The sequence below is a fragment of the Streptomyces sp. NPDC054961 genome, assembly GCF_053609145.1.
Genome location: NZ_JBSGWY010000001.1, coordinates 249,133 through 264,219, shown reverse-complemented (window position 1 = coordinate 264,219; position 15,087 = coordinate 249,133). Strand labels below are relative to the sequence as shown.

Below are 15,087 nucleotides of genomic sequence, written 5' to 3'. Positions count from 1 at the left end.
GCGGCGCCGCGGGCCACGGCGCCACCCCTCGTGGGCATGGTGGGGGCATGAAGGGTACGGAGGTACTGGCCGACGCGTTCGACCGGATCAGGGGCGTGGTGCACGAGGCCGTCGAGGGGCTGAGCGCCGAGCAGCTGGACGCGCGGATCGACCCGGGCGCGAACTCGGTCACCTGGCTGGTCTGGCATCTGACCCGGATCCAGGACGACCACGTGTCGGACGCGGCCGGCTGGGAGCAGGTCTGGAACGCGGGGGGATGGGACGAGCGCTTCGCCCTGCCGCTGCCGGCCGGGTCGACCGGGTACGGGCAGAGCGCCGACGAGGTGGGCACGGTGCGGGTCGCGTCCGGGGATCTGCTGCTGGGCTACTACGACGCCGTCCACGAGCAGACCGGGCGGTTCCTGCGGGGGCTGCACGCCGCCGACCTGGACCGGGTGGTCGACGAGCGGTGGGATCCGCCGGTGACCCTGGGGGTGCGGCTGGTCAGCGTGATCGGCGACGACCTCCAGCACGCGGGGCAGGCGGCCTTCCTCCGGGGCGTGCTGACGAGGGGCCGCTGATGGTGGCCGGACGGTCGCTCCTGCTGGCCCTGCTCCTGCTGGCCGGCGGACCGGCCGGGCCGGCATCCGCCGACGGCCGGGGCCCCGGGCCCGTGGTGGAGACCGACCGCGGGGCGGTGCGCGGACGGGAAGCGTCCGGGGTCGGCACCTTCGAGGGCATCCCGTACGCCGCTCCGCCGACGGGACCGCTGCGCTGGCGGCTGCCGGAGCCCGCCGCGCGCTGGGACGGCGTACGGGACGCGGGCGCGCCCGGGGCCCGCTGCGTCCAGCTGCCGCCGGTGGGTCCGGGCGGGCCGACCGGCTCGGAGGACTGCCTGTTCCTGAACGTCACCACCCCGGACGTCGGTGCACCGGGGGGTGGCGCTCCGGACGTCGGCGCTCCGGGGGGTGGTGACGGGACGGGGCGGCGGCCGGTCATGGTCTGGTTCCACGGCGGCGGCTTCAGGGACGGCGCCGCGGACCCCTACCGGCCCGGCCGCCTGGCCTCGCAGGGCGGCGTCGTGGTCGTCACGGTCAACTACCGGCTCGGGGTCTTCGGCCTCTTCGGGCATCCGGCGCTGGGCGCCGACGCCGACTTCGCGCTCGCCGACCAGCAGGCGGCGCTGCGCTGGGTGCGGGCGAACGCCGCCCGCTTCGGCGGCGATCCGGGCCGGGTCACCCTGTTCGGCGTGTCCGCGGGCGGCCTCAGCGTCTGCGCCCACCTCGCCTCACCCGCCTCGGCCGGCCTCTTCCACCGGGCGATCCTGCAGAGCGGTTCCTGCTCCACCGCCGTCGCCGAGCGGTCCGTGCTGCCGGACCTCGGCGCCTACACCCCGTTCGTGGCGTCGGCGCGCACCCTCTCCGACGGCGCGGCTGCGGCCGACCGGCTCGGCTGCGCCCGGCCCGTCGCCGCCGATGTCGCGTCGTGTCTGCGCGGCCTGGACGCCGGGAAGCTGGCCACCCCGGAGCTGATGTGGCGCTTCGCCCTCGTGTCCTACGGCGACCCCCTGCTGCCCACGGAGCCGCGACTGGCCCTGGAGCGCGGGAAGTTCCACCGCGTCCCGGTGGTGCAGGGCTCGAACCGGGACGAGATGCGGCTCTTCCTCGCGCAGACCCTGACCGCCTACCCCGTCCCCGACGCGCGGGCCTATCGGACCAGGCTGCGGGCCTCGTTCGGCGGGGCGGCCGGACGGATCGAGGCCGTCTATCCGGTGACGGCGTACCCGACGCCCGCGCTCGGCTTCGCCGCCGCGCTGTCCGACGCCTCGTTCGTGTGCCCGCAGCTGCGGGACAGCCGCGCGCTCGCCCGGCACGTGCCGACGTACGACTACCGGTTCGCCGACCGCGGGGCGCCCAACCACACCGGGCTGCCGGAGGTGGCGGGCTTCCCCTTCGGCGCCGCGCACGGCTTCGAACTGCCCTACGTCTTCGACTTCGGGCTGCCGCTCAGCACCCCTCAACGGGCGCTGTCGCAACGGATGATCGGCTACTGGACGCGGTTCGCGGCGACGGGGAACCCCAACCCTCCGGGGACTGCGCCCCGGTGGCCGCGCTCCCCCGCCGTCCTGTCCCTCGCGCCGGGTCCGGCGGGCATCCGTACCGTGGACGCGTGGGCCGAACACCACTGCTCGCTGTGGGACTCGATGCCACGACCGTGACAACACCCCTGCCCCGAAGCTCCCTTTGACCGAAAGGCGGACCCCGTGACCGGTTTGCTCGACATCCTTCAGCCGTTCGTGGAAGACAAGACCCTGCCGGGAGCGGTGGCCCTGGTGGACCGGGGAGACGGCACGGAGCCGGAGGTGGTCGCCGTGGGGAGCGCGGACGCCGAGGGCACGGCCCCGATGGTCCGGGACTCGATCTTCCGGATCGCCTCGCTCACCAAGCCGGTCACGGCCGCCGCGGTCATGATGCTGGTGGAGGACGGCCAGCTGGCGCTGGACGACGCGGTCGCGCCCTGGCTGCCGGAGATCGCCGCGCCCCTGGTCGTACGGACCCCCGCGAGCCCGGTCGACGACGTGGTTCCGGCGGAGCGACTGGTGACCGTGGCCGACCTGATGACCTTCCGCGCCGGATGGGGTTTCCCCTCGGACTTCTCCCTCCCGGCGGTCGGTCCGCTGTTCGCCGAGCTGAGGCAGGGGCCGCCACAGCCGCAGGCCGTCGCGGCGCCGGACGCGTGGATGGCCGCGCTGGGGCGGGTCCCGATGCTGTACCAGCCGGGCGAGGCCTGGCTGTACAACACCTGCTCGGACGTCCTGGGGGTGCTGATCTCGCGGGTGGCCGGGTGCTCGCTCGCGGAGTTCCTGGCGGAACGGATCTTCGAGCCGCTGGGGATGGCCGACACCGGTTTCGCCGTGCCGGCCGGGCAGTCGGGCCGCTTCACGCACTCCTACCGCCGCGGCGCGGACGGGAGCCTCGAGCTCGTCGACGCGCCCGACGGCCAGTGGAGCGCGGTGCCCGCCTTCCCTTCCGGCGCCGGCGGGCTGGTCTCCACGGCGGACGACTACTTCCGCTTCGCCCGGATGCTGCTCGACGGGGGCGGCCCGCTGCTCGACGGCAACTCGGTGCGGCGGATGACCACCGACTGGCTGACGCCCGCCCAGCGGGCGGGCGCCGCACTGTTCCTGGAGGGCCAGGGCTGGGGCTTCGGCGGGTCGGTCGACGTCACCCCGACCGACCCGTGGAACGTACCGGGCCGCTACGGCTGGATCGGCGGCACGGGCACGGCCGCGCACATCGTCCCGTCCAGGGGTCTCACCACCATCCTGCTGACCCAGCTGGAGCTGGCCGGCCCCTCTCCCCTCCCGGAAACGATGCGGGCGGTCTGGGCGTACGCCGCGTAGACCGCGCGGGCGCGGCGGGTCGGGGCGGGCGGTCTGTCGCGCCGCGCTTCCACGGGCCACACTGGTGGCGTCGGGCGGAACACCCATGTGCGCGGAGGTGGTGGGGCGTTGTCGGGAGCGACGGGGAACACGCGAAGGCCCGGGGAGCCCAGGGAGGCTGGAAGGCCTGGAAGGCCCGGGGAGTCGTCCGGTCCGGCCGTGAGGCCCGCGGTGTGGGAGACGTACGGGCCGGCCGACCTCAGCTCCGTGCCGGTGTTCGCCGGAGGGTTCATCAACTTCGGCTCCTGGCAGTCCGTCGACCTCGAGCAGCCGCTGTCGCGGGACGACCGGATCCGCAGCGAGCGGGACCTGTACCGCAGCGTCCTCGACGCGGCCGCCCCGCGGGGCGGCCGGGCCGTGGAGATCGGCTGCGGTCTCGGCCTCGGGTGCGCGCTCGCCCTCGAGGAGTACGGGCCCACGGAGATCACCGGGGTGGACATCCATCCCCAGCAGCTCCAGCGGGCCCGGGACGCGAACGCCGGGCTCCTCGCGGCGCAGCCGGACCGGCTGAGATTCGCGCTGGGGGCCGCGGAGAGCCTGCCGCTCGGCGACGTGGAGTACGACTGCCTGTACAGCGTCGAGGCGGCCCAGCACTTTCCGGACCTGTCGGCCTTCGCCCGGGAGGCGGCCAGGGTGCTGCGGCCCGGCGGGCGGGTGGCGGTCGCCAGCTTCTTCACCGTCGACGACGCGCCCGCCCACGCCGAGCGGCTCGCGGGACTGCTCGACTCGTTCGCCAGCGGTCTGGACATCGCCCGGCCCGTTTCACGGCTCGTCGACGCCCTGGGAGAAGCCGGGCTCGTCGACGTACGGGCGACCTCGATCGGGCCGCAGGTCTGGCCCGGCTGGGACCGGTGGCTCGCCCGGCTCTGGGAGCCGGGCACCTGGCCCCGGAACTTCCTGACCGCCTGGCAGCAGCAGATCCTGGACTACTACCTGGTCACCGCCACCCGGCCGTAGCCGGAGGGTCCACCGGGGCGAGAGGCCCGCCCACCTGTCCGCGGGACCACCGGGCAGGGCAGGCCAGGAGGGAGAGCCAGGGAAGAGGGCCGGGAGGGAGGGCAAGCCGTCCGTCCGTCACAGCGACGCGTCGGCCGCCTTGTCCATGAACTGCTCCAGCGCCGCCAGTTGCTCGCGCACGGCGCCCGAGAAGTCGGCTCCGGTCTTCTTCAGGTCCACGCCTGCGGGGCCCTCGACGTACCGGCTGGTCGCGATCCCTCCCACGCGGGCGGAGCGCGTGTCGATCTCCTCCAGGTCGCGCCTGCCGCCCGGCGTCGTCACCAGGCGCACCGTCGCGAGGGACCGCGCGAGGTCCGTGTTGGCCGGCGCGTACTTGTCCTCGAACTGACGGCGCCGCTCCTCCGGGCTCTTGGCAGGGTCGAGGCTCACGGTCAGCAGCTGGGTGGCCTGCTGCACGTACTTGTTCGTGCTCGCCGCGAGCTCCACATAGGCGGCGCGCCGGATGTCGGCCCGGCGCGCGTCGGCTTCCTCACGGTGGGTGTCCTTGGCCTCGAAGTAGGCGAGCGTGCTCCCGGCGAGACCGGCCAGGGCGCCGACCAGCGCTCCCGCGAGCGCGGCGTAGGTCGTTGCCAGCTGCCTCGGCCGCTCGGCGGTCCCGCTGCCCGGCCTGTCCTTCTTCTGCATCATGCAGTACCCGTACCGCGCCGGGCGGTCCCGGCACCCGCTACCACCTGGAGGCACGAACGCCGCGGCGCGTCAGCGCGCCCCTGCGCGCGGGCCGCACCGCCTGCGGTGACCCCCGACGGACCGAGGAGCGCACGGGGCTCCTCACCGGATCCCCTCGGCTGGACCGGGACCCGGCCCGCTCCATCGCGTACGGGGCGGCCCCGCGCGGTCATCCCCGAAGGGCCCCGCTGGACGATCGTCCGGCAGGGCCCCGTGCGCGTCCGCCCACCTGCGCGGCGGCCAGGTGGAGGCTCGCGGCGAGGTGCGGTGCCGGGCAGCGCGGGCCCGGCGCGGTCGGAAGGAGACGGCTTACTCGTAGGGACTAGTGGTTCTCGGTCGGCTGGAGGTCGCGGGGGATCATGGCCCAGGTGGTCGCCGCGGCGGCCACGGCCAGGGCGCCCGCCAGGAGGAAGGCCGGGGTGATCGCGAGGGTGTAGGCCTGCGACGCGGCGTCGAGGAGGGTCTGGCCGACGCTGCCGCCGAGGCGCTCCGCGGTGTGGGCCGCCTCGCCCACCGAGTCCCGTACGGCGCTCAGCGTGGGCGTGTCCAGGTCGAGGGCCGGGAGGTTGCCGCGGTAGAGGGCGGCGGCGGTGGAGCCGAGGATCGCGACGCCCATGGCCGAGCCCAGTTCGTAGCAGGTCTCCTCTATCGCGGCCGCGCTGGAGACCTCGTCCACGGGGGCTGTGGAGATGAGGGTCACCGAGGCGACGGTGGTGGCGACGCCCGCGCCCAGACCGATGACGGTCAGGGCGGCGGCGAAGGCGGGATAGCCCAGCTCGGCGAACTGCTGGAGGGCCCAGGGCAGGGCCATGCCCATCGCGAGGACGGAGAGAGCGCCGCCGAGGATGTGGCGGATCGCGAAGCGCTGCATGAGGGTCGGGGCGACCATCGAGCCGCAGATCAGAGCGAGCGGGGCGGGCAGCAGGCGCAGGCCCGCCTCCAGCGGGGTGTAGCCCTGGCCGTACTGGAACCACTGGGTGACCAGGAAGAGGACCGCGCCGATCCCGACCATGGGCAGGAAGATCGCGGTGGCGGCCACGCTGAAGGCGGGCTTGGCGAACAGCCGGACCTGGAGCAGCGGGTTGTCCAGACGCAGCTGACGGCGTACGAACACGGTCAGCGAGATCGCGGCGAGCACGAGCAGGGCCCAGGGCAGCGGATCGGCGATGCCGCTCTTGCCCAGCTGCTTGATGCCGCCCGCGAGGGCGAGCATGCCGACGATCGACTGGCCGACGCCCCACCAGTCCCAGGCGCCGGAGGCGCGCGGGGAGCGGGATTCGGGCAGGTAGCGCAGTCCGGCCAGGACGATGACCGCGGTGACGGGCAGGTTGAGGAGGAAGGCGGAGTGCCAGCCGTAGTCCTGGACGAGCAGACCGCCGACGACCGGGCCGAAGGCCATGCCGCCGCCGAAGACGGCCGCCCAGACGGCGAGCGCGAAGGCGCGCTCCTTGGCGTCGGTGAAGACGCTGCGCAGGATCGACAGGGTGGACGGCATGATCGCCGCGCCACCGACGCCCAGGAGGGCGCGGGCGGCGATGACGTGCCAGGCCTCGGTGGCGAACACGGCGAGGAGCGAGGCGGCGGCGAAGATGCCGAAGCCGGCCATCAGCAGCCGTTTGCGGCCCCAGCGGTCACCGAGGGCGCCGGCGGTGACGAGCAGACCGGAGAGGACGAGCGCGTAGATGTCGATGATCCACAGCTGCTGGACGGCGCCCGGCTGGAGGTCGCCGACGAGCGAGGGGAACGCCACGTTGAGGATCGTGGTGTCCATGGAGATGAGCAGGAGGCTGCCGGAGAGGATCGCGAGCACGATCCAGCGGCGCCGGTCCTGCGTGGGGGTGTGCATGGGGGGTCCGTTCACGGTGGTACGCGGGCGGGTGGGGGTCACGCGGCGGGGGACGGTCGGGTTCCGCCGAGGAAGGAGGTGAGGACGAGCCGGCCGATGTCCCGGCGGGCGAGGTGACCGTCGCGCACGCCTTCGGCGGCGGCGTCGAGGAGGCCCCACAGCGAGTACCAGATCCAGTAGGCGGGAAGGTCCGCGCGCAGCCGTCCGAGGCGCTGGCCGAGGGCCAGGAAGGCGAGTGCCCGCTGGTCCTGGCGCTGGATGCCGGCCCGGAACCCGGGGTCCGCGAGCACGGTGGCGTCCCGCGCGGTGAACCCGTACAGGTGCGCGGCGGGCAGCAGGCCGGTGACGAGCCGCTCCAGTGCGGCGTCGAAGGCCGCGGCATCGGCGGTGTCGGGCAGGTCGGCCGGTGCCAGGCAGCCGTCGACCACGTCGATCGCCCGGGCGGCCACGGCTTTGAGCAGGGCCTCGCGGGTCGCGTAGCGGCGGCTCAGCGTGGCGCGGCTGGTGCCGATGCCGGCCGCGATGTGGGCCATGGACGCGCTGTGGTCGCCGGCGAGGACGCGGGCGGCGCCGTCCAGCAGCTCTTCTTCCTGCACCATGTGATCCTCCTTCGTATCAAACGATACAAATTTGTCTCACATGGAGCAAATCTGACCCACCTGGGACTGCCCGTAGGCTGATTCGGTGACGACGGACGAGAACGAGAACGCGATCAAGGGCACCGAAGCGACCCGCTCCGCGGTGGCCGCCGCGGCGAAGTACGAGAAGTGGAAGGAGAACGGCGTCCTGCTGCGCGCGTTCTTCTACATCGCCGGCACACACCTGTTCGCCGGATTCGTCTGGCTGCTGTTCCTGCTGGGCGAGCACGCGGAGAAGTAGCGGAGAAGCAACCCTCCCCCGGCCGGGGGCAGCCGGGAAGCGGCCGCCCACCCGGGAGCCGGGCCGCCCCGTCCGGACCCGCCCGGCCCGCGCCGCCCGCGCCGCCCGCCCGGCCCGCGCCGCCCGGCCCGCGCCGCCCGGCGAGATCTACCAGGAGGGCCTAGCTCCGCTCCTCCGCGCCCGAGCGGGCGCGCGCGCCCGAGCGGGTGCGGCCAGGGGTCTGGGCCCGGCCCGGGTGGCGGCGCACGTACTCGCGTTCCAGCTCGCCCATCCGCTGCGTGTGGGTGACCAGCGCCTCGTCCGACCCGTACAGCAGAGTCTCGTGGCGCGTGCGGTGGATGGCCTCGAGCTCCTTCATCAGGCGCCCTTCTTCCAGCCCGTTCACCGTCGGCCCGGCCTCGCGCGCCTCGTGCTCCGCCATGACAGGTCACCTCTTCTCCGGCCGGGCCGGGCCCCTCGCCCGGTCACGCTCCTCCCATCATCGCGGAGAACGGGTGATAGACACTGTCTACCCGCGACTGGTAGACAGTGTCTATGGATCAGGACAGCGGGCTGCGCGAGCGGCTGATCGACGTCGGCGTGCAGCTCGTCACCACCGAAGGGACCAGCGCCCTCGGCCTCCGCGAGATCGCCCGTCGGGCCGGGGTCTCCCACGGGGCGCCCCGGCGGTACTTCCCCACCCATCAGGCGCTCCTGTCCGCCATCGCCCGGCGCGGGTTCGAGGACCTCGGCTCCCGCTTCCCGGCAGCGCTGTCGGCGGCGCGGCACGGCGCGGAGAACGACTCGCGGACGGGACCGGAGACCTCGGCGGGCGGCGGGGCGGACGACCCGCGCGAGCAACTGCGGGCGCTGGGACGCGCGTACGTCGGCTACGCGCTGGAGAACCGCGGCATGTACGAGCTGATGTTCCGCCACGACCTGCTGGACAGCACCGGACAGGACGGGCCCGCGGGGGCCCGGCTGCGGGATTCCACGCTGCCGGTGTTCGACCTGATCGTCTCGCTCGTCGCCCGGTGCGGGAACACCACCGCTCCGCGCACCAGCGCCGCCGCCCTCTGGGCCGGCCTGCACGGCGTGGCGCAGCTGTGGGCCTGGGGCAGTCTGCCGCTCGTCCTCGGCGTGGACCCGGGCGCCTCCGCCGACCACGTCGTCGACGCCGCCCTCGACGCGCACCTGCGGCCGTGAAGCCGCCCGTGCGGCCCCGGCTGGCGCTCCTGGTCAGCGCCGCGGGCGCCATGCTCGTCGCGCTCGACGGGACCGTGCTGCTCATGGCGCAGCCCAGCCTGCGCAAGGACCTAGGGGCGAGCCTGGCCGAAGTGCAGTGGACCAGCACCGCCTATCTGCTGGCCGTGGCCGCCTTCCTGGTCGTCGCCGGCCGTCTCGGCGACCGGTACGGGCACGCGCGGCTCCTGTTCACCGGGGTCCTCGGCTTCGCCGCGACCTCGGCGGGGATCGCGCTCGCGCCCGGGGTCTCCTGGGTGATCGCCCTGCGCGCGGCGCAGGGGGTCTTCGGGGCGCTGTCGCAGCCGGCGACCCTCGCCCTGCTGCGGCTCGCGTACCCGCCCGACCGGCTCGGCGGTCCGGTCGCGGTCCGGACCTCGGCGATCGGGCTGGCCGCGGCGGCCGGGCCGCTGCTCGGGGGCGCGCTGGTGGAACACTTCGGCTGGCGTGCGGTGTTCGTGGCGAACGTGCCCGCCGCCCTGCTGATCGCCGCCGCGACCGCGTTGGTACGGATCCCCGCGCCGCCGCGTGCGGAGCCCGGGAGGATCCCGGCGGCCGGGGCGGCGCTGCTCGTCGCGGCCCTCGCGGTGTTCGTGCACGCCCTGGCCGGCGCGGCGGAACACGGCTGGGCGGGGCCGGGCACCCTGGCCGGGTTCGCCGTCGCGGCCGTGCTCGGGGCGCTGCTCGTCCGGTCGGAGCGGCGGTCCGCGCGGCCCCTGGTCCCGCGCGCGGTGGCACGTTCCGTCCCGGTGACCGCGTCGATGGCGCTGCTGGCCCTGGTCTCGGCCGCGCTGATGGGAGCCCTCTTCGGGGCGAGCTTCGCACTCCAGGACACGACGGGGCTCACCCCGCTCACGACAGCGCTGCGCGTGCTGCCGATGACCGCCGCCATGGTCGTCGGCTCCCCGGTCGCGGGGGCCGCGCTGCGGCGTTTCGGTGCGCGCGGGACGGCGGTCGCGGGGACCGGGCTGGTGACGCTCGGGATCACGGGGCTGGATGCGGGGTGGGGCTTCGGCGTGATGGGCGCGGGCTTCGCCGCGGTGATGGTGACGGCCACCGGGACGGTGGTCGGCGACGCCCCGGCCGGGTACGCGGGGGTGGTGGGCGGGCTCAAGCAGACGGCGATGAACGTCGGACCGTCCTTCGGGATCGCGGTGGCCGCGGGAACGGGAGCTTCGGGTACGGGGACTTCGGCCGCCGCCCTGGCCGCGCTGGCCGCCGTCGGGCTGCTGCCCGCGTCACGGCTGCCCGGCCGCGGCGTGAGGGGACGGGCAGCTCCGGGCCACCTCGTCGGCGAAGGCGCGGGCGAGCGGGGTGAGGGCGGACCAGCGCCGGACGGCCCAGCCGACCACGAGCGGCGGCAGGGCGGGGATCGGCACCAGGCGCAGGGGGCCGCCCGAACCGGGGACCTGCCAGCCGGGCAGGGCGGGTACGACGGCGTGGCCGAGGCCTAGTTCGGCGAGGAGGAGGGCGGTGTCCCAGTCGGCGGCGCTGGTGTCGGAGGTGATCCGGATGCCGGTTTCGGCGAGGGCGGCGTCGAGGTGGGCGCGGGAGCTGGAGTTCTCGGGCAGCCGGATGTGACGGATGGCGGCGAGGTCGGCGGGCTCCAGGCGGGGGCGGGCCGCGAGGGGGTCGTCGGCGCCGACCGCGAGGACCCAGGGCAGGCTCATGACGGGCCGTTGCTCGATGCCGCGCACGGGGCCGCCGATGGTGATCCAGGCGAGGTCGAGACCGTCCGCGGCGAGGGCTTCGAAACAGCTGCGGCTGGAGTTCTCGGTCTGGAACTCCAGGCTCACCCGGGGGTGTGCGCGGCGGAAGGCGACGACGGCCTCGGCCATGAAGTGCCGGACGGTCGTGGCGCCCGTGGTGACGTGGACCGATCCGCCGTCGCCCCGCACGAGGGTGTCGAGCCGGCGCAGCGCACCGTCGAGTCCCGCGATGCCGTCGGCGGCGGCCGCCTGGAGGATCCGGCCGGCCTCGGTGGGCGAGACGCCGCGCGGATGGCGGGCCAGCAGGACGGCGCCCGTCTCCTTCTCCAGGCGGCGGACGTGCTGGCTGACGGCGGACTGGGTGCGGCCGAGTTCGCGGGCGACGGCGCTGAGGCTGCCGGCCCGGCACACGGCGACGAACACGCGGAGATCGTCAAGGGTCACGACCCCCAAGGTAATGCTGGGGGGTTGCGAGAATAAGGGCGGATTGACTTGGGTTTCAGGCTGCCCGAAGATCGACTCACGGCCCAGGGCGGCAACCCGGACCCGCCTTCGCGAGGGCGGCGACGGGTGCCGACCCGCCGCCCCGGCCGCCTGCCGGGGTCAGCCCCGCACCGCCCCCTCGGCGAGGAGTTCGCCGATGACGCGGCGGGCGGTGGACGCCATGGCCGGGCGGGCCCGCCCATTCCGGGGCCGCAGCGCCTTGTCCCACAGGGCGGTCGCCGCCTCGAGGTCCACCTCGGAGGCACCCTGCGCGTCGGACCGGTCGGCCGCGTCGGACCCGCTGCCCGCCCCGGTGGCACTCGTGCCCGTGCCCGCGCCCGCGCCCAGCTCCGCGATCGTGGCGCGGGTGACGGCGTCCCGCGCCGCCAGCGTCTCGCTCCGGTAGGAGGACGGCCCGTCCACCGGATCGATCCGCCGCAGCGCGGAGACGAACCGCGGCCCGGACCGGCGCGGCCCGGACCGGCCGCCGGCCGTCGCGTCGCACGCGGTGCGGAACTCCCGGTGCGGCGGGGCCCGTTGCGGACGGGCCCCGCGCGGGCGGACCGTTGCGCACGACAGGGCGAGCCGGCCCGGCAGGGAAGCCGGACCGGCTCGGCGGCGGAATCGGGGGTGCGGAATCAGGGCGGGGCGATCAGGCCGGGGCGATCACGGGGTGAACGTCCAGCGCTGGGCCGGCGTGGTGGCGCAGGCGACCCGGGTGAGCCTGGTGCCGTTGGCGGTGGCGGAGCCGGCCGGCGTCAGGCATTGCCCGGCATTGCGCAGGCTCCCGTCGGGCCCGGTCTGCCAGGTCTGGCCGGAGCTGCCGTTGCAGGTCTGGACCGCGACGGCCGAGGCCGTGGCCGCGTCCAGGCAGACTCCGTTCAGGCCCGTCAGGCGGCCGTCGCCCTGGAGGGTCCAGCGCTGGTTGGGTCCTCCGTGGCAGCTGTAGAGGGTGGGCTGGGTGCCCGGGGTGCTGGCGCTCCCCGGAAGGTCCAGGCACGTGGCGGACGCCCCGTTGACCAGGGTCGCGGCGGCCGGCAGCGGCGCCGAGCGGCCGGTGAGGGTGATCTCGGCGGCGCTGCTCCAGGGGCCGCGGCCGCCGGCCTCGGTCAGCGACTTCAGGCGGAGGTAGCGGCCGGTCTTCGCGGCCAGGGAGACGGACTTGAGGGCCGCGGTGTCGGCGAAGGTGCCGGTGGCCACCGGAGCCCCCCAGTCGGTGGTGGTGTCCGAGACGTACACCTCGTAGCCGCCGATCCGGCCGTTGACCCCGCCGTCCTGGCGGGGCAGGTAGCCCAGGCCGTCCACGGCGTAGCGGGCGCCGAGGTCGATCTGGATCTCGTGCGGCAGCGGGGCCGGGGTGCCGCCGGACCAGGCGGTGTGCCAGATGGTTCCCGTGTTGCCGTCGAAGGCGTTGCGGGCGGCGCCGTTCTCGCCGGTGGTCTCCTGGCTGTCGGCGGAGACCAGGGTCCAGGCCGACTGCGGGACGGGGCTGGAGGTCGCCGGCACCGGCTCGGCCGCCGGGACGGAGGTGCCGGTGGCCGAGACGCTGAACGCGCCCGCCTTCGTACCCGTCTTGGTCCACAGGATGCCGCCCCGGTCCGCGGCGTCGAAGAACCATCCCGTGGCCGCCGCGTCGTAGGCGGCCTTGGAGGTGAGCCGGGTGAGCCCGGCGCCGTCGACGGAGACCGCCCCGGGGGCGGTGGCCACGTGGAGGGTGAACTCGTAGCCGCGCGAGGCCTGCTTGCCCGTGTAGCCGCCGACCGGGGCGCCGACGGAGACGGTGACCGCGCCGGAGCCGGTCGTGGGGGCGGTGACGTCCACCTGCTGGCGGGCGAAGGCGCCCGACTGGTAGGCGCGGGTGATGCCGTCGTCCTCGTAGAGGCTGAAGGAGGAGGTGCCGCGCGGGTGGATGTCGTAGGTGAGCGTCGAGAGGGGCTTCTCCCCCGTGTAGTTCATCTGCGGCCACATCGGGACGATGGCGCCGCCCTTGACGAAGAGCGGAAGCGTGTCGAGCGGTGCCTGGTAGCCGTTGAGCCATCCCGGTCCGGCGTACGTCCTGCCCGTCCAGTAGTCCGTCCACGTGCCGGCGGGCAGGTAGATGCCGTCCCGCACGGTGGTGTCGGAGACGACCGGGGCGACGAGGAAGGAGTCCCCGGCCATGAACTGGCCACTCGTCAGGTTACCGCGGGCCACCGGGTCTTCGGGATATTCGAGGACCATCGCGCGGGTGCTCGGGACGCCGGTCTCGTGGGCGGTCCGGCTCATCGTGTACAGGTACGGCATGAGCCGCATCTTCAGCTGGAGGTACTTTCGGTTGATGGAGAGGTACGGCTCCGCGAACCGCCAGGGCTCCTTGTCCTGATAGCCGGCGCCCGGGCCGGTCGCGCCCCAGCCGGACATGGTCATGAAGGCCGGGGTGAAGGCCTTCCACTGCAGGTCCCGGGCGTAGGTCTTGGGGCTTCCGGCGAAGATGCCGTCCACGTCGCCGGAGGCGTAGTTGAGGCCGGAGAGGCCCGCTCCGGTGATGGCGGGGACGTGCCAGCGCATGTCGTCCCAGGTTCCGTTGGTGTCGCCGGTCCAGACGACGGCGTTGCGCTGGGTGCCGGCCCAGCCGTCGACGGTCCAGACGTAGCGGCGGGCGTCGGAGTTCTTCTCGATGCCGTCGACCGCCTGCTTCACCCCGTTGAAGGCGCTCTGGTAGCCGCCGCCGATCCAGGCGACGTCGGTCTTCACCCCGCGCGAACCCGCCTTGCCCACCTCGTCGTTGATGGAGCCGAGGCCGGTCGAGGTCCATAGACCGGTCTGGAAGCCCTTGGCCTTGAGGGCGTCGACCGTGGATTTCAGGGGCGCGGTGTAGCCGCATCCGTAGCCGTCGTTCGGCAGGAACCAGCCCGAGGGCATGTCGGCGGCGCGGGCATCGGTGGCGTAGCCGACGACGTCCGGGGTCGTCTGGTGGCGGAGCCGGTCGTGGGCGCCCTGGTAGTCCGGGTTGGAGGCGTTGAAACAGTCCGCGTTGCCCAGCTCGAAGCCCCACGCGGGGGCCATGAAGGGTTTGCCGCTGACGTCGGTGTAGGCGTCGAGGACGGTCTTGAGCGAATCACCGGTGAAGTACCAGGCGTCGAAGCGGCTCTCGTTGTGGGTGAGCGTGGTGGGCGCGTTGAACCCGTACGAGCCCGGGGCCCACGTATTGCGCATCACGCCGTAGCCGTTGGTCGACATGTAGAAGGGGGCGGGGCTCGCGTTGTTGTTCTCGCGCCACTTGTTGTCGACGGCGACGGGGACCGTCTTGCCGCGCAGAGCCCATTCCCCGAGGCGCAGGCCCGTTCCGTAGAACTGCTCGTCCGCGCCGCGCGCGAGGTACTGGGTGGTCTGGCCGCCGGTCCATGACGTGGGCTGCGACTCCTGCCAGACGAGGGTGGAGTTGTCGGCCCGGTAGACCGAGAACTGCAGCGGGGACTTGTTGACGCGGACCGACAGGGATCCCGTGGTGATGCGGTAGTACGTGCCCGCGTCGGTCCAACCGGCGCTCACGGGACCGAAGTCGGTGGTGGGGGCGAGATCGGCGCCGGCCGGGTCGTTGGTGAAGGCGCCGTCCGGTGAGAGCCAGAGCCGGAAGATGTCGGCGCGGGCGATGACGACGCGCGCCTTGGCGCCGCTGGAGGTGGTGGCGGTGAAGGTGTTCCCGGACTGGGTGAATCCGGTGACGTTGCCCGCGGTGGAGGCGGGCGCCGCCCCGGCGGCCGCGCGGGGGGGCGCCCCGGGGGCGGGGAGGGATGGCGGGGGCGCGCCGCCCCCCCCGCGGGGTGGGGGGGGCGGCGCGCGCGCCCGGGGGGGCGCGGCCCCCC

At 74.5% G+C, this 15,087-nt stretch carries 13 protein-coding genes and 1 pseudogene; 7 read left to right on the top strand and 7 right to left on the bottom strand.

Annotated elements, in window-relative coordinates; all coding sequences use genetic code 11:
• Nucleotides 1-47: 47 nt before the first annotated feature.
• The 4 genes from ACWF9Z_RS01125 (at nt 48) to ACWF9Z_RS01110 (ending at nt 4,378) form a co-directional block, all read left to right on the top strand.
• Nucleotides 48-560: a mycothiol transferase gene (locus ACWF9Z_RS01125; RefSeq protein WP_453596133.1), complete on the top strand. Its 513-nt coding sequence runs from the start codon at nt 48-50 to the stop codon at nt 558-560.
• Nucleotides 560-2,197: a carboxylesterase/lipase family protein gene (locus ACWF9Z_RS01120; protein ID WP_453596131.1), complete on the top strand. Its 1,638-nt coding sequence runs from the start codon at nt 560-562 to the stop codon at nt 2,195-2,197. The genes ACWF9Z_RS01125 and ACWF9Z_RS01120 overlap by 1 nt, the downstream gene beginning before the upstream one ends.
• A 45-nt stretch (nt 2,198-2,242) precedes the next feature.
• Nucleotides 2,243-3,382: a serine hydrolase domain-containing protein gene (locus ACWF9Z_RS01115; protein WP_453596129.1), complete on the top strand. Its 1,140-nt coding sequence runs from the start codon at nt 2,243-2,245 to the stop codon at nt 3,380-3,382.
• A gap of 198 nt (nt 3,383-3,580) precedes the next feature.
• A complete protein-coding gene (locus tag ACWF9Z_RS01110) occupies nt 3,581-4,378 on the top strand; it encodes a class I SAM-dependent methyltransferase (RefSeq protein WP_453596127.1) in 798 nt (265 codons plus the stop codon).
• Nucleotides 4,379-4,495: 117 nt separating this feature from the next.
• Here the strand turns inward: ACWF9Z_RS01110 and ACWF9Z_RS01105 are convergent, their stop codons facing one another.
• The 3 genes from ACWF9Z_RS01105 to ACWF9Z_RS01095 all read right to left on the bottom strand — a co-directional run bounded on the left by ACWF9Z_RS01105 (nt 4,496) and on the right by ACWF9Z_RS01095 (nt 7,549).
• The gene (locus ACWF9Z_RS01105; RefSeq protein WP_453596125.1) at nt 4,496-5,065 is read right to left on the bottom strand and encodes a hypothetical protein; all 570 of its coding nucleotides are present in this window, start codon (nt 5,063-5,065) and stop codon (nt 4,496-4,498) included.
• Nucleotides 5,066-5,426: 361 nt separating this feature from the next.
• Entirely contained in the window at nt 5,427-6,950 is a 1,524-nt protein-coding gene (locus tag ACWF9Z_RS01100) for an MFS transporter (protein WP_453596123.1), read from the bottom strand.
• Nucleotides 6,951-6,988: 38 nt separating this feature from the next.
• Nucleotides 6,989-7,549 carry a TetR/AcrR family transcriptional regulator gene (locus ACWF9Z_RS01095; protein WP_453596121.1) on the bottom strand — a complete coding sequence of 187 codons (561 nt, stop codon included), beginning with the start codon at nt 7,547-7,549 and terminating at the stop codon, nt 6,989-6,991.
• 85 nt (nt 7,550-7,634) lie between these two features.
• On the opposite strand from ACWF9Z_RS01095, the gene ACWF9Z_RS01090 reads away from it, so the two are divergent.
• The gene (locus ACWF9Z_RS01090; protein WP_453596119.1) at nt 7,635-7,829 is read left to right on the top strand and encodes a DUF6126 family protein; all 195 of its coding nucleotides are present in this window, start codon (nt 7,635-7,637) and stop codon (nt 7,827-7,829) included.
• 160 nt (nt 7,830-7,989) lie between these two features.
• Here ACWF9Z_RS01090 and ACWF9Z_RS01085 read toward each other — a convergent pair whose 3' ends face one another.
• Nucleotides 7,990-8,250, bottom strand: a complete 261-nt coding sequence (locus ACWF9Z_RS01085; RefSeq protein ID WP_453596117.1) for a DUF6158 family protein — start codon at nt 8,248-8,250, stop codon at nt 7,990-7,992.
• Between the two features lie 113 nt (nt 8,251-8,363).
• Here ACWF9Z_RS01085 and ACWF9Z_RS01080 point away from each other — a divergent pair, with 113 nt between their 5' ends.
• Both ACWF9Z_RS01080 and ACWF9Z_RS01075 read left to right on the top strand, forming a co-directional pair.
• Nucleotides 8,364-9,014, top strand: coding sequence for a TetR/AcrR family transcriptional regulator (locus tag ACWF9Z_RS01080; RefSeq protein WP_453596116.1), 651 nt, complete (start codon nt 8,364-8,366; stop codon nt 9,012-9,014).
• A 50-nt stretch (nt 9,015-9,064) separates the two neighbouring features.
• Nucleotides 9,065-10,309 (top strand): annotated as a pseudogene (locus ACWF9Z_RS01075) (MFS transporter); the annotation flags it as partial.
• Here the strand turns inward: ACWF9Z_RS01075 and ACWF9Z_RS01070 are convergent.
• The 3 genes from ACWF9Z_RS01070 to ACWF9Z_RS01060 form a co-directional block, all read right to left on the bottom strand.
• The gene (locus ACWF9Z_RS01070) at nt 10,289-11,203 is read right to left on the bottom strand and encodes a LysR family transcriptional regulator (RefSeq protein ID WP_453596114.1); all 915 of its coding nucleotides are present in this window, start codon (nt 11,201-11,203) and stop codon (nt 10,289-10,291) included. The pseudogene ACWF9Z_RS01075 and the gene ACWF9Z_RS01070 sit on opposite strands and share 21 nt — an antisense overlap.
• A gap of 159 nt (nt 11,204-11,362) precedes the next feature.
• A complete protein-coding gene (locus tag ACWF9Z_RS01065) occupies nt 11,363-11,665 on the bottom strand; it encodes a hypothetical protein (RefSeq protein ID WP_453596112.1) in 303 nt (100 codons plus the stop codon).
• Nucleotides 11,666-11,908: 243 nt separating this feature from the next.
• The coding region (locus ACWF9Z_RS01060; RefSeq protein WP_453596110.1) for a TIM-barrel domain-containing protein at nt 11,909-15,087 on the bottom strand (3,179 nt) is incomplete at its 5' end.

Bases quoted from the DNA above. Each gene is read 5' to 3' on its own strand.
- ACWF9Z_RS01095 (WP_453596121.1), bottom strand. From the start codon at position 7,549: ATGGTGCAGGAAGAAGAGCTGCTGGACGGCGCCGCCCGCGTCCTCGCC.
- ACWF9Z_RS01120 (WP_453596131.1), top strand. From the start codon at position 560: ATGGTGGCCGGACGGTCGCTCCTGCTGGCCCTGCTCCTGCTGGCCGGC.
- ACWF9Z_RS01085 (WP_453596117.1), bottom strand. From the start codon at position 8,250: ATGGCGGAGCACGAGGCGCGCGAGGCCGGGCCGACGGTGAACGGGCTG.
- ACWF9Z_RS01105 (WP_453596125.1), bottom strand. From the start codon at position 5,065: ATGATGCAGAAGAAGGACAGGCCGGGCAGCGGGACCGCCGAGCGGCCG.
- ACWF9Z_RS01080 (WP_453596116.1), top strand. From the start codon at position 8,364: ATGGATCAGGACAGCGGGCTGCGCGAGCGGCTGATCGACGTCGGCGTG.
- ACWF9Z_RS01100 (WP_453596123.1), bottom strand. From the start codon at position 6,950: ATGCACACCCCCACGCAGGACCGGCGCCGCTGGATCGTGCTCGCGATC.
- ACWF9Z_RS01125 (WP_453596133.1), top strand. From the start codon at position 48: ATGAAGGGTACGGAGGTACTGGCCGACGCGTTCGACCGGATCAGGGGC.